At 30.7% G+C, this 22,589-nt stretch carries 19 protein-coding genes; 2 read left to right on the top strand and 17 right to left on the bottom strand.

What is annotated here, in order from left to right:
- Positions 1 to 4: 4 nt before the first annotated feature.
- The 8 genes from B5X81_RS03390 to B5X81_RS03355 form a co-directional block, all read right to left on the bottom strand.
- Entirely contained in the window at positions 5 to 856 is an 852-nt protein-coding gene (locus B5X81_RS03390; protein ID WP_079489361.1) for a bifunctional 5,10-methylenetetrahydrofolate dehydrogenase/5,10-methenyltetrahydrofolate cyclohydrolase, read from the bottom strand.
- 371 nt (positions 857 to 1,227) lie between these two features.
- Positions 1,228 to 2,616 (bottom strand): trimethylamine methyltransferase family protein, encoded by a 1,389-nt coding sequence (locus tag B5X81_RS03385; RefSeq protein ID WP_079489359.1) that lies wholly within the window; start codon positions 2,614 to 2,616, stop codon positions 1,228 to 1,230.
- Positions 2,617 to 2,638: 22 nt separating this feature from the next.
- A complete protein-coding gene (locus tag B5X81_RS03380; RefSeq protein WP_139380230.1) occupies positions 2,639 to 4,210 on the bottom strand; it encodes a BCCT family transporter in 1,572 nt (523 codons plus the stop codon).
- 150 nt (positions 4,211 to 4,360) lie between these two features.
- On the bottom strand, positions 4,361 to 5,149 hold the full coding sequence (locus tag B5X81_RS03375) for an aspartate/glutamate racemase family protein (RefSeq protein WP_079489358.1): 789 nt from the start codon (positions 5,147 to 5,149) through the stop codon (positions 4,361 to 4,363).
- Positions 5,150 to 5,656: 507 nt separating this feature from the next.
- On the bottom strand, positions 5,657 to 7,225 hold the full coding sequence (locus B5X81_RS03370; RefSeq protein WP_079489356.1) for a BCCT family transporter: 1,569 nt from the start codon (positions 7,223 to 7,225) through the stop codon (positions 5,657 to 5,659).
- A 51-nt stretch (positions 7,226 to 7,276) separates the two neighbouring features.
- Entirely contained in the window at positions 7,277 to 8,692 is a 1,416-nt protein-coding gene (locus B5X81_RS03365) for a trimethylamine methyltransferase family protein (RefSeq protein ID WP_079489355.1), read from the bottom strand.
- Positions 8,693 to 8,719: 27 nt separating this feature from the next.
- Positions 8,720 to 10,144, bottom strand: coding sequence for a trimethylamine methyltransferase family protein (locus B5X81_RS03360; RefSeq protein ID WP_079489353.1), 1,425 nt, complete (start codon positions 10,142 to 10,144; stop codon positions 8,720 to 8,722).
- A 286-nt stretch (positions 10,145 to 10,430) separates the two neighbouring features.
- Complete coding sequence (locus B5X81_RS03355; protein WP_079489352.1) at positions 10,431 to 11,651, bottom strand: NAD/NADP-dependent octopine/nopaline dehydrogenase family protein; 1,221 nt, start codon at positions 11,649 to 11,651, stop codon at positions 10,431 to 10,433.
- Between the two features lie 453 nt (positions 11,652 to 12,104).
- Between B5X81_RS03355 and B5X81_RS03350 the strand changes: the two genes are divergently transcribed.
- On the top strand, positions 12,105 to 13,571 hold the full coding sequence (locus tag B5X81_RS03350; protein ID WP_170917256.1) for a sigma-54 interaction domain-containing protein: 1,467 nt from the start codon (positions 12,105 to 12,107) through the stop codon (positions 13,569 to 13,571).
- Between the two features lie 113 nt (positions 13,572 to 13,684).
- On the opposite strand, the gene B5X81_RS03345 is transcribed toward B5X81_RS03350, so the two are convergent.
- From B5X81_RS03345 to B5X81_RS27255, 5 genes are all read right to left on the bottom strand, one after another.
- Positions 13,685 to 14,485: a formate/nitrite transporter family protein gene (locus B5X81_RS03345; RefSeq protein ID WP_079489349.1), complete on the bottom strand. Its 801-nt coding sequence runs from the start codon at positions 14,483 to 14,485 to the stop codon at positions 13,685 to 13,687.
- A gap of 321 nt (positions 14,486 to 14,806) precedes the next feature.
- A complete protein-coding gene (locus B5X81_RS03340; protein WP_170917255.1) occupies positions 14,807 to 15,595 on the bottom strand; it encodes a folate family ECF transporter S component in 789 nt (262 codons plus the stop codon).
- Positions 15,596 to 15,807: 212 nt separating this feature from the next.
- Entirely contained in the window at positions 15,808 to 16,659 is an 852-nt protein-coding gene (gene panB, locus B5X81_RS03335) for a 3-methyl-2-oxobutanoate hydroxymethyltransferase (protein WP_079489346.1), read from the bottom strand.
- A 226-nt stretch (positions 16,660 to 16,885) separates the two neighbouring features.
- Complete coding sequence (locus B5X81_RS03330) at positions 16,886 to 17,653, bottom strand: IclR family transcriptional regulator (RefSeq protein ID WP_079489344.1); 768 nt, start codon at positions 17,651 to 17,653, stop codon at positions 16,886 to 16,888.
- A 406-nt stretch (positions 17,654 to 18,059) separates the two neighbouring features.
- Positions 18,060 to 18,227 (bottom strand): hypothetical protein, encoded by a 168-nt coding sequence (locus B5X81_RS27255; RefSeq protein ID WP_170917254.1) that lies wholly within the window; start codon positions 18,225 to 18,227, stop codon positions 18,060 to 18,062.
- A 245-nt stretch (positions 18,228 to 18,472) separates the two neighbouring features.
- Here B5X81_RS27255 and B5X81_RS03325 point away from each other — a divergent pair, with 245 nt between their 5' ends.
- A complete protein-coding gene (locus B5X81_RS03325; protein WP_079489343.1) occupies positions 18,473 to 18,898 on the top strand; it encodes a universal stress protein in 426 nt (141 codons plus the stop codon).
- A gap of 27 nt (positions 18,899 to 18,925) precedes the next feature.
- Here B5X81_RS03325 and pepT read toward each other — a convergent pair whose 3' ends face one another.
- From pepT to B5X81_RS03305, 4 genes are all read right to left on the bottom strand, one after another.
- Positions 18,926 to 20,149, bottom strand: a complete 1,224-nt coding sequence (gene pepT / locus B5X81_RS03320; RefSeq protein ID WP_079489341.1) for a peptidase T — start codon at positions 20,147 to 20,149, stop codon at positions 18,926 to 18,928.
- 40 nt (positions 20,150 to 20,189) lie between these two features.
- Complete coding sequence (locus B5X81_RS03315) at positions 20,190 to 21,032, bottom strand: aminotransferase class IV (protein ID WP_079489340.1); 843 nt, start codon at positions 21,030 to 21,032, stop codon at positions 20,190 to 20,192.
- Between the two features lie 117 nt (positions 21,033 to 21,149).
- Positions 21,150 to 21,419, bottom strand: coding sequence for a hypothetical protein (locus B5X81_RS03310; RefSeq protein ID WP_079489336.1), 270 nt, complete (start codon positions 21,417 to 21,419; stop codon positions 21,150 to 21,152).
- Positions 21,420 to 21,574: 155 nt separating this feature from the next.
- On the bottom strand, positions 21,575 to 22,522 hold the full coding sequence (locus tag B5X81_RS03305) for a cation diffusion facilitator family transporter (RefSeq protein WP_330397325.1): 948 nt from the start codon (positions 22,520 to 22,522) through the stop codon (positions 21,575 to 21,577).
- Positions 22,523 to 22,589 lie beyond the last annotated feature (67 nt).

Below are 22,589 nucleotides of genomic sequence, written 5' to 3'. Positions count from 1 at the left end.
CAAATTATATATTATTCTGCATTTTACATGCCTTCACAAGATGCTTGGCCAATATTGAAGTGGTAACGGAACCAACCCCTCTTGGAACTGGAGTAATCAAGGCTGCCTTATTTTTCACTTCATCAAAATCAACATCTCCACAAACTTTTCCATCTATAACATTAATCCCAACATCAATTACTACAGATCCATCCTTTACAAAATCTTCCTTTACAAAATTGGCTCTACCAACAGCAGCAACTAAAATATCAGCTTCCCTTGTAGCCTTTGCAATATCCTTTGTCTTTGAATGACATATTTTAATAGTAGCATTTTCATTTAAAAGCATTAATGCCACAGGCTTACCAACCACATTAGACCTACCTATTATAGTGGCATTTTTTCCTTTAATTTCTACGTCATAGAATTTCAATATTTCCATTACCGCCTTAGGTGTACAAGGAGGAAATCCTGAATCATCTCCTTCGTATAATTTCCCTTCATTCACTGGACTAAAACAATCTATATCCTTTTCAGGATTGATTTCATATTTAATAACCGTTTCATCTAAATGCTTTGGAAGAGGCCTAAAGATCAATATACCATGAACACTATTATCTTCATTTAGTTTTCTTAATTCTTTAATAAAATCTTCTTGGGATATATCTACAGGAAGCTGTGTAACTTCAGGTTCTATTCCAATTTTCTTGCATCTGGAAACAGCACCTCTCTCATAGGCCAAATCATCTTCTCTAGCTCCAACCCTTACAATAGCAAGCTTAGGGTATATTTTTTTATTCCTTAGCTCTTTTACTTCCTCAATTAATTCTTCAGTTATCTTATCAGCAACTGGTTTTCCTTTAATTATTCTAGACATAATTTACCTCCCAACTTTTTAATTTGCTTGAGCAAATTGCATAATATATATAATAGTTAGTTTTTACAAGAGGCAATTATGCAATTTACCCACTTAATTAACTTATTGTACCAATTCTTATATAAGGACTCTAATACTTCTTTATCTATTAATCCCATAAACCTGCCTTTTTATATTTTCCTAAAGGTTTATAAGAATCATTCCAATGAAATATTAAAGTCCTTATATTATATTTTAAAACTAAAAATTTTATTTAATATCATAACATATTGATTATGTTTTATCCTTTACATTTTATTGTATCACGATGGCTTATAGAATCTCAATATATTTTTATATAAGTTAACAAGGAAAAATAGAAGAATATAGATTTACATATATTGTGATATGAATTTTTCCTGTCTTTTCGTAATTTTAATTTCTTCAAATTCCTTTAATCTTTTATTAACTTCTTGCTTTGCATTAAAAACCATATCCTTTGACTTATTATTTACCCATATATCATAGCCTTCCTTTGAGGATAGACGTGGTATATAATGCTCTTTTTTAAAATATTTCATTGTATGGATTTCCTGAAGGAAATGGCCTCCAGGACCAATCCCCTCTATAGCTTTTTTACCTAATAAATCATTATTTATATCAAAACCTGAACAATACCGTTTTATGATCTCAATATTTTGTTCATCAATAACAAATTTTTCATAGCACAATACATTAAAAGACTCGAGGATTCCACAAGACTGAAGAATAAAGCTGATTCCAGACATAATTGGGGAAAGAATAGTTAATGTAGACTCCATACCAGCTTGGATATCAGGAATTTTTGAATCTGTTAATGAGCCTCCGGATCTACTTGGAATACCATAAAACTTTCCTAGAGAAGCTGTAACTAAAGTAATCAACGCTGTTTCTGCTGAGCCTATTGCTGGAGACACATACCTCAAATCACACGAAGGAGTAGTATTTCCATATATAACTGGAAAGCCAGGTTTTATCAATTGACTTAATATTATACCAGCTAAGACTTCAGCATTATTTACAGCAATAGTTCCTGCAATCGTAACGGGAGACGTTGCTCCAGGTAACGAACAACAAGCAAACATTAATGGCTGATTTTCTTTAATATACTCAAACATAGCATCCAGCATTCCAAAATCATATGTTAAAGGTGAGATAACACTAATTATCCCCATTATTAAGTTTTTTTCTCTAGATTCAACAAACTCTTGAAGCATATATATACTATCCTGTGCATCTGATTTTCCTACAGTAAATCCCATTAAAGGCTTAGTTGAATATTTTAAACTGGCAGCCATTCTAAATTTATTTCTTTTTTCTGGAATAATATCCTGGGGCTCAGTCATATTTCCATTCATAACTTCTATTACACTACTGCTCTCGCATAGCTTAGTAAAATTTTTAAAATCCTCAGCTGTAGTAAGCCTTCTTGAATTCCCTTCCCTTATAAATACTGGACCCGATGCTGTTCCTACAACAGTATTGTTTAAACCTATTTCAATATCCCTATCTGAAGTTCTCCCCTTTAATATAAAAGATTTTGGTATACTGGATAAAGCAGTTTGAAATAATTTTTTATCTATATATACCTTATTTCCTTCCACCCTAGCTCCATGTTTTTTAAAAACTTTTATAGCATCTTTATGTTTAAATACCACTCCAACCTTAGATAATATTTCTAATGAAGCTTCATGTATCGATTGAATTTCTGCTCTATCTAAAAAATCACATTTTATTTTCATAGTATCTTTCCTTCCAATTATTCTATTTTTCTGTTACATTTAAATTAGATTCTTCATATTGAATCAATTCCTTTTTACCATTTTTATACATATACTTGATGAATCCGAACATCATTGCAGCTTCTATGAATAATATTGGAAATCCTGCTATTGTTTTGACAACCTTTACACCTTCTAAGCCACCATTTAGAACAAATATGATTGATGTAATACCCATTAATAGACCCCAAAACAACTTAACTCCAATGGGAGCTTCATTTATATTCTTATTATCTTTTAAAGACATTAAAGATACCGTTGATGTCATTGAATCTGCAAGTGTAACAAAAGATAAACAGATAGTAATTATCATAATAGGTCTAATTATATTAACTAAAGGTAAATATTCAAATATCTTAAGCATCAAACTTTCTTGACCATGTTCATTCATAAACGATAACAAGTCAACCCCATGTACTAATTGTAAATCAAGAGCCAATCCTCCAAACGCTCCAAACCATATTACCCCAAATAATGAAGGAAGTAACAAATTAACTACTATAAATTCTCTTATTGTACGTCCATAACATAATTTTATAAGAAATAATCCCAAAATGGGTCCAAAGGACAACCAATCAACAAACCAGTACATATCCCACCATTGGGGCCACAAATCACCTCCTGGTAAAGGATCTGTAAAGGTCATAGCTTCAACAAAATTTGTAATAAATGAACCTATAGATTGGGTAGTCAAGTTAAAAATAAAGGCAGTCGGACCTAAAACAACAGTAAATACTAATAACCCAACAAATATCCAGGCGTTTTTATCACTCAGCCATTTTATTCCTCTATCTAAACCCGTTGCACTTGAAATAATATACGTTATTATAATTATTGTTGCAGTTAAAACCCATACTATTGGCCCTGGCTGAATATTAAATACAAAATCTAAACCGCTACCAATTTGTAATAAACCATAGCCTAAAGACCCTGCCACACCACCGGTAATAGCAAATAATGTGAAACCATCAATAATATCTATTGCTTTTTTACCTAATACCTTTTTCCCAAATAGAGGTACAAGACCTGAACTTACAGCATATGGTTTCCCCAAATTATAATAAGCATAACCTATTGCTACTCCAGCAGTCACATATATTGCATATGGAGTCAATGTCCAATGCAAAAACGAAGTTCGCATAGCCCAAATTATGGCTTCTAAACTTCCAGGTTCTAAATTCATCCCTCCTGCTGGTTGAAATGAATGTTGTAAAGGTTCTACTGCTCCCCAAAAAACTATTCCTGTACCTATACCAGCACATAAAGATATAGCCCACCAGTTCCATGTGCTGTATTTAGGTTTAGCATTTGGACCTCCGAATTTAATTTTTCCAACAGGATGAATACAAAGAACTAATAGGAAAATAACAAAGGCTAGACAACCTAAACTTACTGCCCATCCAATATTAATCATAAGCCATTCAAATACATTCCATAATATTTTTACAAATGCTTCAGAATTCATAAAACCTAAAACAATTAAGATTCCAAAAATTATTATAGGAAAAGCTGCTGGTCCAAGTCTAAATTTCTTTATAATACTTTTTTCTTCCATTAAATTTCCTCCTAAATTGTCTTTTATTTCTAAATTTCATATTGACATTTTTTTGTGAAAAATTTATACTCTAGTTATTCATATAATTGTAACAATTTTATATATTTTTCTTAATTCTTCGGTAATGATAACGACATTACCGTTTTTCTTTTATACATGTCCATAATAGTCTCTATGTACCACAACTGAATAAGCGTAATCCAATAAAGTCCCCCAGCTGAAAACAGGCATATCAATTTCTCTTTGTATAGCCCTTGCAAAGGGTTGCATACCTGTACATTCCAGCATTATAGCCTTAATATCGGGATTTTTTTCAGTAAATTCCTTGCAAATTCTTATCATATCTTTTTCCGATTCATTATAATAGCTTTCAGGTATCTCTGGTCTTTTTTCATGATCCCATAAATTATCAAATTGAGGACAACCATATTCATCCTGTGCACCTGCTATATGATAATTGCTATTTAAATCAATACCAACATTAGTTAAATGTGTTTTTGTTAAAAATCTTTTTTGTGCACAAACGATACCCACAGAATTTTTAGGTCCTATAACCTGTTGAATAAATGGAACTTGAAGTAAACTAGACATAAATGCCGGAACATTTATATATCCAGCAACATCTTTTTGAAAATAAGCAAAATAACCGCATTCTGCCGCAATAGCTCTGCAGCCCATGCTTTCTAATTTTTTAGCAGCTCTTAAAATAGGTTCACGACATGGACTTTTGTCTTCTTCCCAAACTAAAGTATAATTATCCACCCCCTTTGCTATCTCATACTGGATAGGGTATCCAAATCCGCTGGCATTCCGCAGATCCCCTGGAAAACCTGGATAAGCATCATCAAGAACTATAATTCCTAGCCCCATTCCATAGCATGTATGATTTTTTCTGGTTTTAATGTGATTAATTTCATAATCACGATTACAACAAAACACAAAAACTCCCCCTTAGTTATATATTTTTAATTTGAAATTTATTGGATTTTTTAGTTGAGAAAATTGCATAATTAACTAAGCAAATTCTTTATTTGTAATATTTAAAATTCTATAATTTTATATTGCAACACTCATGCCAATTTTTTAAGCAGAATATACATTTGATATCTTTCTTGGAAATATAGTAATTCCAATACATATGTCATATAACAATTAATATTGTTAAATTGCAAACGATAATATTATAAAAAAATATTACAATTTATATTAAATTATTTAAAAATTTCTTTACATTTAAAATAAAATCTTACTGTCTTTATTATAAATACTTTTCTATAATAAAATTGTAAAAAATTTTTTCATGCAAATTTTTTTTACTAGTTTTGTACTTGTTTTGATCTAGATGTAATTAATTTCTTTTATCTTTAGATAGATGTATTAGATAATTATAATTTTGTTGTTTTTTAACAATATGTGCTAAATAAAAAACCTTGCAAGCAAGATTTTTTATTCATTATAATTTGTATATAATTTTTTGCTTCTTTCCTTTTTTCGTTTTTCACTATAAAGATCCTTTATCATAGATATTATCATTGCAGCCATTATAAACATTATAGCTGTAGAAGCACAAATAGAGGATAATTGCAAACCAGAAATTCCTTTACCAACCATAACAAGGGTAACTGCTAAAGCCGCAATACAGCAAGCCCATAAAGCTCTAATTCCCTTTGGAGGAATATGGGGATTGTGTTCTTTCAAGGTAGAAACCTGTGCACAAACATAAGAGTATGAATCAACAGTAGTTGCCAAAAATATTATCACCAATAACAGAAATGCAATTGATAATACTCTACCTAATGGTAACATTTCCAGTAAAGTGAATACTGTACTTCCAGTACCATTTAAGTTCATTGATTCGATCAAGCCCGCATTTTCCATCAATTCAAAATGGAAAGCTGTTCCACCGAATGTTCCATACCATAGCCATGTTGCAACTGGCGCAAATCCCATATGAACAAGAACAATTTCTTTTAATGTTCTACCTCTAGAAACAGCAGCAACAAACAACCCTGTTGATGGGGCAGAAGCTATCCACCACGCCCAATAAAATATAGTCCAATTTTGGGGAAATCCTCCCTTATCAATGGGATCAGTCCAGAAGCTCATTTTGAAAAATTCCGACAACATGGTACCAAAGGAACCAGATGTCATATTACATATAAATGCTGTTGGTCCTAATATAAAAACAATTATACATATAACTATACATAATGGTATATTTATATTACTTAATATTTTGATCCCCTTATCTATTCCACTAACAGCACTGGCTGTAAATATTGAAGCCCAAACTATTGCAATAATTAAATAAACAAATTTAGTCTCGGGAATACCAAAAATTCTATTTAATCCGCCGGCTAATTGCATGATTCCTAACCCAGTGGCTGTTGTAACTCCACCAATTACACCTATAACTAAAAATACATCTAAAAATTTAAATCCTGTCCCATCTACCCTATCTCCAAATAGAGGTCTCAAGCAGGTAGAAAATTTAGGTGGTTCTCCCTTTTTAAATATAAAATATCCTGCCGGTGCTGCAATTGCCATATATATTGCCCAAGGTGTCCAACCCCAATGGAAAAACGAATATGCCAATGATATCTCAGCAGCCTCAGCAGTACCTGTATCCAGTCCAAAGGGTGGATTTTGAAAAATGCTTAAGGGCTCAGCAACACACCAATATACTAGTCCAACACCATATCCACAAGCAATTATCATAGAAAACCATGAAAAAAAAGAATATCTTGGCTTTTCATCTTCTTTACCTAATTTAACATTTCCAAAGGGCCCGAAAGCTAGCCATATGGCAAAAACCACAAATAAGAAGCCCATAAGCAAATAAAACCAACCAAAGCTTTGTGTAGCAAATACAAATACTTTATTCATTGCATTTCCCATTTGATCTGTATTAGTAAAGGCCCATGTAAAAAATATTGCCAATACACCTAATGTAGAAAATACAATAAGCTTATCTATTCTATCAATCCAACTTATACTTTCTTTTTTCCCGTTCATTAAATAAAATCCCCCTGTTTAAATCTAATTTTTAGGTACAATAATTACTACTTATCCGATCTTCTCTATTTTTTCCTTTTCTATCCCTTTACTTTCTAAATAATTAATGAGCTCTTTTTTAATCTTATGATCAAGGAAAGGTTTTTCATATGCATCTAACATATATTTCACATTTTTAGTAATATTTTTAAATATCCTTTCATTTGCTGTTTCTCCCTTTAATATTGATCTAACACCTATAGTAGATACCCAGGGCTCTGTACGACATCTGGAAAATGTGTGTTCATGAGACAAAAATTGACCACCTGGTCCTACTTCATTTATGATATCAACTGCAAGAGACTCATCATCTGCTTCAATGTCTTGAAAATAGTAGTTAAGCATGCTTATTATTTCTAAATCAACCATAAACTGTTCATATGACATTGCCCCAAATCCATCCATAATTCCTGCACTATGAATAATCAAATTGGACTTTTCTTGATGGCAGGCAAACATTGACAACATACTTTCATATCCACTTTGAACCGATAACCCCTTAGCATCAGTAACTGCGCCCCCACTACGGTTAGGTAAACCATACATTTTAGCTAATCTTGAACTATATTTTGATTGAATTGCAAAACCTGGAGAACCAATAGACACATATCCTGTTCTCATATCAGTAGTTGTTGGAAGCATTCCGTAAACAACTGGAGTCCCCTCTTTGATCATTTGAGACAATGCTATCCCTACTAATGTTTCAGCGTTTCCCAAAGCTATATTACCTGCCAAAGTAATCGGACCTGTACTCCCTGAAATAGGTCCAGGAGTAACAATAATAGGCTGATTATAATTTATACATGTCATCATAGTATCTGATGCAACTTTGTCAATTTGCAGTGGACTTGTAGTACTTATTAATGTAATGCTCCTAGGCTTTTCAATAAATTTTTCTCTTCCACCAAAAAGTATACTAAGTATCTCCATAATATCTTTAATCTCTTTTTCTTTACCCGGTATGCCCATAATGCATTTATCAGAATAAAGTATAGTGGCATATACCATAAGCAAATAACTTTCATTCTCTTTTAAATCCGTAGGTTGTATAGGTATTCCACCATTAATATTAAAATATTTACTTTGATGTATTATTTTAAGAAATTTTATATAGTCATTTAATGAAGCTTGACGAACATTTCCATCTTTTTCTATTATAGATGTGCATCCATAGCCACTACAATATTCTACATTATCACCGCCAATAGACATATCGTACTGTGGATTTCTAGCATAAATTTTAAAATTTTTAGGAGCCTTACTCACCCATTCCATTATCTGCCCTCTAGAAAAATATACAGTATCCCCCCATACCTTTATTCCCTTTTCTTTAACTATTTTTAAAATTTCAGGATGATATAGTTTTATACCTGTATTCTCCAATATTTTCATTGAAGCCTCATGTATTTGATTTAGATTGTGGTGCAAAATATTTTCCTCCCTTGTTTGTTTTAGTTAATAACCACATTTTTTATACCATTTATCAAGTTCCTTCAATATATTATCATCCAACTTGGGCACCTCATGTTTTTCAATTATATATTTTATCTTTTCTTTAACTAAATTCTTAATTTCTGATTTATCAGGATTTTGAATTTTTCGGCTAAAATATTCAGGATACCATATATTTCTAAAATTAAGCATAGTATGCTCCTCCTGAAGATAATGCCCTCCATGCCCTACCTTTTCTATAACATCCATTGCAATATCTTCCTTACTTACATTCACTCCTTTATTATAATACTTACAGCTTTCAATAAATTCATTTGATAATACAACCAGTTCTGGTGAAACACTGTTACAGTGATCCATTACTCCTATATCATGAACAATATTTGCCTTACTAAGCATTGTTGAAAATATTTCCATTGTAACCTCTGATATTGCTTGTTCATCAATTACTTTTGCATCAGTGCATCCTGCTGTACCATAAAAAGGTATTCCATAATAATCTGCCATTTCCGATGCCGCTGCAATAAGCATATGGAATTCCGGTGCCCCATATGATCCTATTGTTGTCCTCATGTCAAAAATTGTTGGCATAGAGCCATATATGAAAGGCGCTCCTTCATTTACTAATTGTGTAATTACCAACCCCACTAATATTTCTGCATTATTTTGAGTTAATGCTCCTGCAAAACTCAATGGAGAAGTCCCTCCCATCATAGAATAGGGCATATAAACTACAGGAATTCTATTTTTTGCACTAATATATAATTTCTCTGTACTCTCTATGGGATGAGTTAATGGTGGTATTGGCTCACAATAATTAAAAATAAATGGTTTTTCCTGTAAATTTTTTAAACCCCCGGCCACTACTGAAGCCATATCTATTATGTCTTGAAGGCCTTTGATATCATTAGTAGAAAAATTAATGGGCTTCTTAAAATTTTTCACTGTTTCTAAAAATGTTATTTGAGATTGCACCTCCGGATTTACATCTGCAGACATCCCTACCGATAATATAAAATCTATATTTGGTAAATAATCAGCTATTTTACACATGGTTTTTGTGTCTTTCTTTAAAAACTTTCTTATTTCTCCTGAAATTGGATCAACGTATTCCAATTGATCTGCATGGGTTCCAAAATAAATTTGATTTCCTCCATCTACATTTATATAGGGTTCTCCATCTCTAGTATAAAGTTTTATATTTTTAGGAACAGTTTTAATTGCATTTTCTACTATCTTCTTAGGTATTCTTGTTATCCCAGCACTATCGGTTTTAGCTCCCCTTTTATGCAATAATTTTAAACTGCGCTCACCCATTATTTTCATACCAACTCTTTCAATTAAATCAATACTGGCTTCATGTATTTTTTGAATCTTCCTTTCATCAAGAATAGAAAATTTTATATTACGATTCGTAACATTTTTCATTTCCAAACCTCCTTTACATAAAACAATACATATTTTGTAAAATACTCTATTCAAAAGATAAAAACATCTGCGTCAGATTAATACTAATTTATAGTCAACGATTTAATTTCTAATTTTTATATTATAGAAAAATTTACTTATGGATAAGCAACATTAGGATTTATAATACTTTAGAGTTAGTTATATATAAATCAAATAAAATATCTGCCTTTTCCCATGAAATATACTAACTTAATCTGACGCTTATATATAAGTATACAACCTTAAACTTTCAGTATTTGGATTCCTAGTCTACATAAACTCCATTGTGTAAATAATCTAACAATTGCTCTTTATTCATATGTCCAACACCTAAATAATCTAGCGTATATCCTTCCTTATAAAAATCCTTTTCTAAAATTGCTGAAGCAATATTAATCATAGAATCAATTATTGGAGTCTTTACTCCAAATTTTTTACCAATTTCATGATATACATGGCAACCTACTGGTATGTCTTCTGTTATATATCTATGGCTAATATTATGAGGTCCAGTTCCTATTTGAATTTCATCTATTTCTTCAAAGGGAATTTCATAATCTTTACCCATATATTCACATCCTAATATATTTTCCCTTGAGAAGAATTGTTTTTTATCGAAATGTTGTATTCCAACTCCCATAGCCTTTGCTAATTCACATTCTTCTTTATATAAAGTATATTGAACTTGAGAAATAGATGGACAATATGCATGGGTATAAATAGAAAAATCATATTTATTTTCACCAAAAATTACACCATAATTTTCCATAGTTCCAACACCCAATAATGTTCCAGGACAGTGAAGTATTGGGTTAACATTACTAAAGCCAGTATCAAAAACTGTATTTCCTCCTACTACTCCATCCCCATTTGTTATGGCATCCATTGATCCCATATATTTTGTACTTTCTAAAAATGCTTCCTGATCCTTTGATGGTAATGATGCTCCTCTTAAAGTTATCGCTCTATAGTATACACGGATTTGTGGAAGTACCACTCCTCCTTTAACATCTACCCTACTTCCATAGGGAGAACTGGACCACCCACCTACTATAACATCCTTGTTGCATCCTGCCTGACGCATCATTTTTCTCAATAAAAGTGAACCATAATTGTCCGGAAAAATATGAATTACCTGTCCATCTTCCAAAACTGGTATAAGTTTTTCAAAAAATGGACGATGGCCTGCCGATGGTGTAGCTATTATTATTATCCCTGCACCCTTAACAGCTTCTGCCACATCCGTAGTAACCTTATCAAATTTTGCAACACCTGTTCTTTCAAAGCCATATAAATTTAACTGTTGACCATAAAACTTAATACCCTGTCTTTCTATCCCAAATAAAGTTCTTTCGGCAAAAGGTTGTAGATCGCATATTCGTACCTTTGCCCCAGCTAATGCACAATCTGCTGCTTGAGCCTTTCCTACTGCTCCTGCTCCTAAAACTGCTATTGGCTTATTTTTTAAATACTCCATCTTTCTCATTTTTATCCCCCTCACCTTTAAAAGTAATTGTTTTTACATAATTATATATAGCAACCCATATGCCATATTTTCTAAAAATTTCATTTATATATTTATCCCTTCCTTGTATCCAAGGAATAGTCTAAGTTTTAATAAACTATAAATTATTTATTTGATTTTTAAAAAATATTTTATCCTATCTATCCTTCTTTTTATAGAAATTTTGTAAAAAGATTATTACATCTTGACTATAAAAAAAGAGTTATACATATTAAATCAATTCTCTTATGGCTAATTTGTAAAAAAATTTTGCTTGCAATATTTTTTTACATTGTTTACAGCATATTTTTAATTTTCGTATAATAGCCCTCTTAAAATTTTTCTTTCAAAATAGTATAATATGTATTAATAGGATATTAAGTAATATTTTGTCGCAAAATCTAAATTTTTGTCATGAAGGGGTGGTGTTTTATTATGAATGAAACAAATGATGATTCTTGTGTTTTAAATTTAAATTTTAACAATATTCATAAAAATGAATTACCTCTAAAATCTATAGAAGTAATTGAAGATTTTTGCATTCATGTTGTCGATAAAGAAGGTCGTACCATCTACTATTCCAAAGGTTGTGAAAATGTAGAGGGATATAGAAAGAAAGATGTTTTTGGGAAACATATAAGTGAATTATACAGAATAGACGAATGTACAAAACTAGATACAAATAATAGCATGCATTTAAAAGTACTAAAAACCGGAAAAGCCATTAAAGAAAAACATATGAATTATATGGTTTCTGGAAATAAACACATAGATATAATTAATAGTACTTATCCTATATATTTTAAAAATGAAATTATAGGTGCCATATCTGTATTTAAAGATATAAGTGAATTAAAACAACTTTCTAGGTCTATCGTAAACTTACAAAATGAACTTATAAATCAAAAAAAACTTGACAACAAAAATGGAACCCACTATTATTTTGAAGATATAATTGGTTCCAGCGATATTCTAACCCAAACAATAGAAACGGCAAAAAAAATATGTGAAAGTCATTATCCTAAGCTTTTAATTGGCGAAACGGGAACTGGAAAAGAGCTATTTGCTCAAAGCATGCATAACCACAGCTCTGTATCGGATGGTCCCTTTGTAGCTGTAAATTGCGGGGCAATTCCTGAACAACTATTAGAAAGTATTCTTTTTGGAACTACCAAGGGGGCTTTTACCGGTGCTACAGACCGGCCGGGACTTTTTGAAGAAGCCCAAAATGGAACTTTATTTTTAGATGAAATTAATTCTATGGGGTTATCTCTACAAACTAAATTATTAAGAGCTTTAGAAACCAAAAAAATTCGTAGAATTGGAAGTAATAAAGAACTATTAGTGAATACTAGAATTATTAGTGCTGCAAATATCAATCCTATAGAAGCCATTAAAAAAAATAAATTAAGATCCGACCTCTATTATCGATTAGCTGTCCTAACACTTGAAATTCCTCCACTACGTCTTCGTCTTGATGACATAGATGAGCTAGTAACAAACTTTATAGAAGTCAATAATAAAATCATGGCGAAAAATATAAAGGGAATCTCAAACAAAGCCCTGGAGCTTTTGAAAAATTTTAACTGGCCAGGCAATGTTAGGCAACTGCGTCACGCTATGGATTATGCTATGAGTATAGCTGATTCAAAGGATATCTTCATAGAGCCCAATCATCTACCTCAATATATAATTGAAAATTCTAAATCAAAAAAAATTTTTAATACATATGACAAGTATCAAACCGGTAATTTAAAAAGAACATTAAAAGAAATTGAAAAAAAAATAATTACCAGAGAAATAGAAAATAGTAATAATAACTATAGTCAAGCAGCTAGAAAATTAGGAATTTCTAGACAACATCTTCAATATCGGTTAAAGATTTTAAAAATAAAAAAATAAATAGAATCAATGCCCTATAGATGATTAAAATAAAATACTAGCTGCCATCTATATAATTTAAAAATCATATAGATGGCAGCTAGTATTTTTATAGCTCTAAGACATATTATTTACTACTTTGTAGACAGAGCTTTTTCACTATCCTTGAAAAAAATAAGGTAATAACATACCGGTACAATTATGGCTCCACCAATTAAATTCCCTACGGTTACGGGAATTAAATTATTAATCCAAATCTCAGCTTGGGTAATCTCAGCACCTATATATTTACCTACATAAATAAAAAACATATTGGCTATACTATGCTCATACCCCGATAATACAAATAGCATAATAGGAAACCAACAAGAAAATATCTTTCCAATCATATCTTTTGCTCCTGTGGCAAGCCAAACCGCAAGCACAACTATAATGTTACAAAGAATTGCTCTTGAAAGTACTGCACCCAAACCTAAATTTGTTATAATTGTGGTTTTTTTTACAGCTATTGATATAGCTGTATCAGCAACTACTCCTTCATAAAGTCCACTTTTTGCAATTAATAATGCCACTGCCAATGATCCAATAAAGTTTCCAGCATATACAATAATCCAATTTCTAAACATGTCTTTTACACCATATCTCTTTGTCATTAAGCCCAAAGTCATTAGATTATTTCCCGTAAAAAGTTCAGCACCAGCCATAATAACAAGTATCAGTCCAACAGGAAAAACAGATGCTCCTATAAATTTGGCTAAGCCTTCATCTTTTACTAAAGCACCCATGATTGTTGACCCAACTGCTCCAAAAGCAATAAAAGCACCTGCTAATACTCCTAAGAATAGTAATGTTGTTGAAGACTTATTAACTTTTTCATATCCTACATTGACAGTAGCCTTTGCAATTTCTTTAGGTGATAGCATTTTTTTATCCATTAAGCACCTCTCCCGAAATCAAAGTTCATATATTAATCTTCTATCAACAATATTTATTTAACCTGTTGTGCTAGTAAATCAAATAATTTATTTTAAATGCAGTTTAGGGAGTTTTAATATTTCATTTGAGTGATTTTTATAACACATAGGAAATTATAATCTTACCAAATTATAAAGGAAATATTAAAACTCTGCTATCAAAATTAGCACAACGAGTTAGTTTGAATATAAATAACCATTATTCCATACTTGATTGAGTTACTATTTATAAGAGCATTCAATTGGCTGCTTATTGATGTTTCTCTTAAGTTTTAAAAAAATTTAATAATTAATATTATTTGAAAGTCTTATAAAAGAGTATAATATAAACGTATTCACCGGGATAGTAATAAAACTAGAAATTATTCTAGTTGGCAGAAAAATCATATATCCTTTATCAAAAAGAATGGAAAGCCATAAGCTGTTTAAAACTATAGATACAATTAAAGTAGAAATAGTTACAACAAAAAATATTTTATCTAAAGAATATTTTTGTTGTAACTTCATATTTTTTTTACCCATTAATATTGGAATTGACACATAGGCAAATATTATTATGATATATAAAGCAATAAATATAGCAGACAGCTTCTTATCCTGGTAATATATCCATCCATTTTGTAAAACTAATACCTGCTTTATAAACAGAGCTTTCACAACCCCAGCGGCCAGCACCATTACTACAACTGTATTTATAATATTAAAATTAAACCTTAATTTATTAAATTTATTAGATTTAATTCCAATATATATCATTCCGGGTATTGCACCCCTAATTGCTGCACTTAATGTAAAGCCAGGAAAATATGCACCTCCAATTGGATTTATTATAAATCCCAGCAGATCTGCTGCTATTCCCGTTAACGCACCAATTAATGGCCCAAATAAAATTCCAGCTGTATATATTGGAATGGATCCAAAGCTTATTCTGAGTCCTGGAATGCCTGCTATTGGAAGCATTATTCCGAAAAACCTCGTTAGAACAACACTTAATCCAACAAGTAATCCTGAGCCTACCAAAGCTTTTGTACTCAATAATCTATTATTGCGTGTTATTAACTGTTCTTTCATCATTTTCCTCCTCTTCTTTAGTATTGATATATTATATCATACTAAAAGGAAGTCTCTAATTCGTCAATAATTATTTTAATATTTTTTCAGCTCACTTTGCTAATTGCTTTTTTATATAGCTTTTGATATTATATTCATAGGTTTATATTATTTTTGTGAGAAATATAATACCAAGGTAAAACCTTTGCATTATATTTCTCTTTTTTTATGTATTACTCAAATTCTTTAAATAACTTTTCAAAATCTTCAATGCTATCTTTTATATGGTATACATGCTTATCTTCAGGGAATCTCTCTGCTTTTACATCTTCCTTATATTCTTCAAAAGCCTTTATAACAACCTCTGCCACATTGGCATATTTTTTAACAAATTTAGGTGTAAAAGCCTGGAACATCCCCAACATATCTCCACAAATAATTAATTGTCCATCACAGGGAAGACCTGCCCCAATTGAGTATACGGGAATTTCTAATTTCTTAGCAATAAATTCTGTTAACTCTGGTGGTACAGCTTCTAATAATAACATTCTAGCACCAGCTTCTTCAATAGCAATTGCATCTTTAATTAATTCTCTAGCGCTATTAACATCTCTTCCCTGGGCTTTAAACCCTCCAAGTTGCCCTGAACTTTGAGGTGTCAATCCAATATGCCCAACCACAACTATTCCCGCATCGCTTATTGCTTTAATTTTACTTAGAATCCTTATTCCACCTTCTAATTTAATAGCATCAACATCTGCTTCTTTAAGAAAACGGCATGCATTATTGACTGCTTCTTCGTCAGAAGCCTGATATGAACCAAAGGGCATATCTCCTATAACAAAAGTATTTGGTGCTCCTCTTCTTACAGCCTGACAATGGGAAATGCAATCATCCATAGTAACTGGAACAGTCCCTTGATATCCTAAAACAACCATACCTAAAGAATCCCCTACTAAAATCATGTCCATTCCTGCTTGCTCAGAAAATGATGCCATAGGAAAATCATAAGCAGTAACCCATGCAACTTTTTCATCATTTTTCTTCATTTTCATAAAATCTAAAACACTTTTCTTCTTAGCCATAAAGAAATCCCCCTTTAAAATAATTTTATATTTAAGATTAGCTATAATAAAACAATCTGAAAATTTAATTTACACATCTTGAAAACATTTGTATTTCCATGATTTTTTATGATGTATAAACCTCCCTTTCAATTTGTTTCACTATACAAATATACAATATTAAGTTTCATTTTATAATTAAAACAGAAACCTATTAATTGTATATATGCTAATTATGACTAGCCTTTTAGATATTTATAAAACCCAATTTTTCAGATATTTCTTTTGTAACTTTAACAAGAGTTCTGCCAATCTCTAAACGTAATTCTTTATTCATTCTAGATGTAGGGCCTGATATACTAATTGCAGCTATGGCTTTTTTTGTGTGATTTATTATCGGGGCAGCAACACAGGTTAAACCTTCCTCTAGTTCTTCAAAATCCTCAGCATAACCCTTTTCTCTAATCATATTAATATGCTCAAATAATTGTTCTTTATCAGAAATAGTCTTTTCAGTATATTTTTTTATCTCTGATGTATTTAAAATATCTTCTGTTTCTTCTTTTGATAAACTAGCTAAAATAGTTTTCCCTACAGCCGTTGAATATAGAGGCAGCCTCTGACCAACTTTAGTACATATTCTCATAGAATGTGGGCTTTCAATTTTTTCTAAATACATAGCAAAATTACCATCTCTTACAACCAGATTTACTGTTTCTTCATACCTTTTTAGCAATTTCTCTAAATAAGGAGTCGAAATATTTCTCAAATTTGAATTTACCTTTGTACCTAGTCTAAAAAGTTCTATTCCCAGTTTGTATTTTCCAGTATATTTATTTTTTTCCAATAAATTATACGCTTCAAGGGTGGATATCAAACCAAAGGCAGTACTTTTATGAAGATTTAAAATCTTACTAATATCAGTAACTCCTAATTCCTCATTATTATCAAAGCATCTTATAATTTCTATTGCTCTACTAACCGATTGAATAATTTTAACATTTTGTTTTTTCATTTTATTAATCACCCAAATCTGTTTTATATTATCGTACACCGTTTATTATTGTAGTACACTATTATTATAACATTATACTTAAAATAATTCCAATACATTTTTAGAAAATTTAATCATATTTATATAGTTAATTTCTCCAGGAAAGAATAAACCCTCTTATACATAAAGATCGTTTTTTAGGAGGCTTGATTGCTGGCCCATTAATTATGAATACTAAAGAAAATAAATTTGACTCAAATAATTTATTCACTAGAATTCATCCATCAAAAATAAACTTTATGATTATTTTAATTGCATTCCCATTATTGATACCATAAGAACAAATTATTATTGTTTGATTTTTAAGTAATAAAAAAGAGCTGTCTCAAAATGATTTAAAAAATCATTTTGAGACAGCTCTTTTTTATTACTTAATTTTCTCTTGTGCATCTTTTAAAAATTCAACTTTATTTTTAGTAATATAGATATACTGGTCTTCATCTATTTTTCCATTCCTTTTTAATTCATCTGCAAATTCTAAAAATTTTTCTACTAAAGATACCAATTCCCTCAATTCATCCTTTTTATTAATCATTGTATAAGTCCCCCAATAGAAAATACTATAATACAGGCTACAATATAATCAAGTTTCTTATTATTTAATATTATACACATATTTTAGAATTCCTTCTTTTTTCTGTAAATTTTATTGAATTTTTTATTTTATAACTACAACAATCAATAATAGGATACATTTGTGAATATATATAACTTTTCTAATAACTATTATCTAAATAATTCATAATAAATGATAAATAAAAAAAATAAGGAGGTACCAGTATGGAAAAAATATTATTACCCATAGACGGTTCCCAGATTTGCTGCAAAGCCTTTGAATACGCTAAAAAAATAGCTGAAAAGTTCAATTCTAAAATAATTCTATTCAATTCACAGGACCTAACACCACCCTTTGGATGGCTGTATGATCCAGTTATTCCAAAAAATCAGAAACATAATCCTGAAAAAATTACAGAGGAAATCGTCGAAGAAGGAAAAAAAGCCTTTGAAGGTACAGGAATAAATGTAATCACAAAAACATCTCTAGGAGATCCTGCAACTACTATTTTAGAAATATCTGAAAGAGAAGAATGTGACTTAATAATTATGTGTACCCATGGAATGTCAAAGAGTAAAAGGTTCCTTCTAGGAAGTGTTACAAATAAGGTTGTTCTATACTCTAAGATTCCCGTATTAGTTGTTAGATAAGATAAAGACGCCTTAAGGCGCCTTTATCTACTTTGTATAAAGCTCAATTATTTTAAGTATTACTTCAACTGACTTTCCCATAGAGTCTATGGGAATATATTCAAATTTCCCATGGAAGTTATGCCCTCCAGTAAAAAGGTTTGGACATGGAAGGCCCATATATGAAAGTCTTGCTCCATCTGTTCCCCCTCTTATGGGTTTAATTATTGGTTTAACATCACTTTCTTCCATAGCCTTTTTAGCAGTTTCTACTATATACATTACTGGTGCTATTTTTTTCTTCATATTATAGTACTGATCCTTCATTTCTAATTCTACAGTACCTTCTCTAATACTTTCATTTAAATAATCTACAATCCTGCTTATCTTTTCTTTCTTTTCTTCAAATTTCTCATTATCATGGTCTCTAATAATATATTCTAATGTAACTTCTTCTACATTTCCTTTGATTTCATGCAAATGATAAAAACCTTCATATCCCTCAGTATATTCAGGTACTTGGCTCGGAGGGAGCATTGAATTAAACTCCATGGCAATAGTGATGGCATTAATCATTTTATTTTTAGCCGTACCAGGATGAACATTTCTTCCATTTATTTTAATCTTAGCATAGGCTGCATTAAAATTCTCATACTCTAATTCTCCTATTTGACCGCCATCTACAGTATAGGCCAAGTCAGCATCAAATTTTTCTACATCAAACTTATCGGCACCACTACCTATTTCTTCATCAGGAGTGAATCCTACTTTAATGGTTCCATGCTTTATATGGGGATTTTTTGAAAGATATTCTATAGCAGTCATAATCTCAGCTATTCCAGCTTTGTCATCGGCTCCTAAAAGAGTAGTTCCATCAGTAGTAATCAAATCTTCTCCTTTGTAATTTTTAAGCTCTGGAAAATCCTTTGGTGATAAAACTATATTTTTTTCTTCATTTAATACAATATCTTCCCCATCATAATTCTTAACTATCCTAGGCTTTACATTCTCTGCCGTCATATCAGGACTTGTATCCATATGGGCTATAAAGCCTATTGTAGGAACTTCTTTATCAATATTAGATGGAAGGGTTGCCATTACATATCCATTATCATCCATACTTACATTCTTAAGCCCAAGCTTCTCAAGCTCATCTACAAGCACCCTTGCAAGATCCAATTGTTTTTTTGTGCTTGGACATGAATCTGAATTTGGATCAGATTTTGTATCAATCTTTACATATTTTAAAAACCTCTCTACTAATTTTTCCATATTATATAGATCTCCTTCCTATATAATCACTAATAATAAATTAATTAAATCCATTTTTCCTTCTATTTATATAATCATCTTTATTTTTTTCATATACTTCCATTACCTCAATAATAGTATTATTTTTAGATGACTCAAATTTTATTCCATCTATACTTCTTACAGGCAATGCATTAATAGAAGTTCCTGTTATAAAAGCCCCTTCATATTTTTGTAAACTATCCACTTCTATTCCCTGTTCTATAACTTCTATATTATTTTGCCTACATAATTCTATTATCTTAGTTCTTGTGACTCCAAGCAAAACCTTATTAGAAGGAGGAGTAAATAATTTTTCATCCTTTACAAAAAATACATTTGATCTACTTCCTTCAGTGATTTGCCTATTATTATTTACAAGTAAAGCTTCAAATGCTTGTTTTTCCCTAAGCTGTTTGTTTACCCTTTGCCTAAGCTGTTTATTAAAGGTTTTGGCATTGGGTTTTTCTCTTTCACTCTCATAAATTATAGTATGTACACCTTTTTTGTATGTTTCCTTAGAAGGATATGAGCTTTTAATAAAGTATAGACAAATATCTTTAATACCTTTTTCTCCCACAAGGCATAATAATTTTATATTTAAATTATATTCATTATTTATTTCTGAAAGCTTCATTATTTCTTCAATAAGTTCCTTATCTGTTTTATCTATACCTACCCCAAGAAGCTCAGCAGATTTCCTAAGTCTATCAAGATGTTCTTGTAAATATAATGGAACTCCATCAATTATTCTTATAACCTCGTAAATAGAGGCTTTTGAAACTTTACTGGATATCTCTATTTCTTTAGTAGAATAAACTTTACTATTATATATATAATAATTTAAAATAGTTTCTTTTACCATAAATACACCTCCGTCTCTATTATATTCTTTTAATACCTATTCCACAATACATATTTACATAAAATAAAGGTACTGCAATTTAAGCAGAACCCTTTATTTATTAATTTCTTCTTTTAATCAATAATCAAGTAAACCAAGTTCTCCTTCAACATCCTTTAGACCTTTCAAAATTGAAACCATATCATGATAATTCTTATGGGATTCTCCACTTTTTGATATAAAATCACTAGTCAAAACACTCTCCGGATAATTATCCTGTAGATATGTTATACTCTTATTTATCCATCTATTCCCTCTATCATTCAATGCTTTCTTATTATAAGATTTCTCCCCACCAATATATTCTTGTATTTTCTCTCCTTCATTTATGAGTGTATTTAACTTCATTTATCTAAATCTCCTTTTTAATAAGTCTTTTTCATATAATTATTATTAGTAAAAATCTCCAAAGACATACCATATATATTATGCAACTTAGCCAAGTTAGAATTATGCAATTTCCTCATTTTAAAAATAAATTGCCCGCCTATATTTAAGGCGGGCTATTCTTCACCAAAGGGATTTACATGTACCATACAATGTTTTACCCTTTTTATATATTTTTCAATTTTTTCATGAACATCCTCAGCAATATCATGGGCTGTAGATAAAGACAAATCCCTATTTACAGCAATTTCCACATCCACATACAATTTATTTGCATGGATTCTAGTTTTTAATTCATCTATCTGAATAACGCCTTCCGTAGCTAGTATTATTTTCTTAATATCTTCTATCGTATCTTCATCAGCTGCAGAATCAATTAATTCTTTAACAGATTGAAGATAAATATCAACAGCAACCTTTGCCACAAGAACACTGATAACAATTGCAGCTAAAGAGTCTAATATAGGATATCCCAATATTGCTCCAGTAACTCCCAGCAAACTACCTATTGAAGATAGTGCGTCGGTACGATGGTGCCATGCATCAGCCATAAGTGCCGAGCTTTCTATTTTCTTTGCAGCCTTAACAGTATATCTATACATCCATTCCTTTAGAAAAATAGAAAAAGCAGCCGCATATATGGTAATTGTACTCGGTATTTCATAACTTTCTTTAATTATACTCTTTATTCCATTGTACCCCATAAATATAGCTGTTATAAGGAGTATATTTGCCAGGATTTTTCCCATAACAGGCTCAATTCTTTCATGCCCATATGGATGACTTTCGTCTTCTTTCTTATTAGCAAGTCTAATCCCTACCAATGCAATTATTGTACTGAACACATCAGATAATGAATGAATTCCGTCGGCAATAATTGCATTACTCCTTCCTACAAATCCTATAAAAACCTTTGCAATAGATAATATAATATTACCAATTATAGAAACTAAAGATACTCTATTCGCCATTTTTATTATTTCTTTACTATCCACTTTTCCACCCCATACTCCCCTAAATTCATTTATTAGCATATATAATATTTTTTCAATTGATAATAACATCTACAACTTCAAATATTATTATATTGCCATATATTCTGATTGTCAACACATTTTTAAAATCAATACA

The organism is Maledivibacter halophilus (assembly GCF_900167445.1).
In the GTDB taxonomy this organism is placed as follows: domain Bacteria; phylum Bacillota; class Clostridia; order Peptostreptococcales; family Caminicellaceae; genus Maledivibacter; species Maledivibacter halophilus.
Note: the sequence above shows the minus strand (reverse complement) of the source record. Positions and strands in the feature narration are given on the sequence as shown.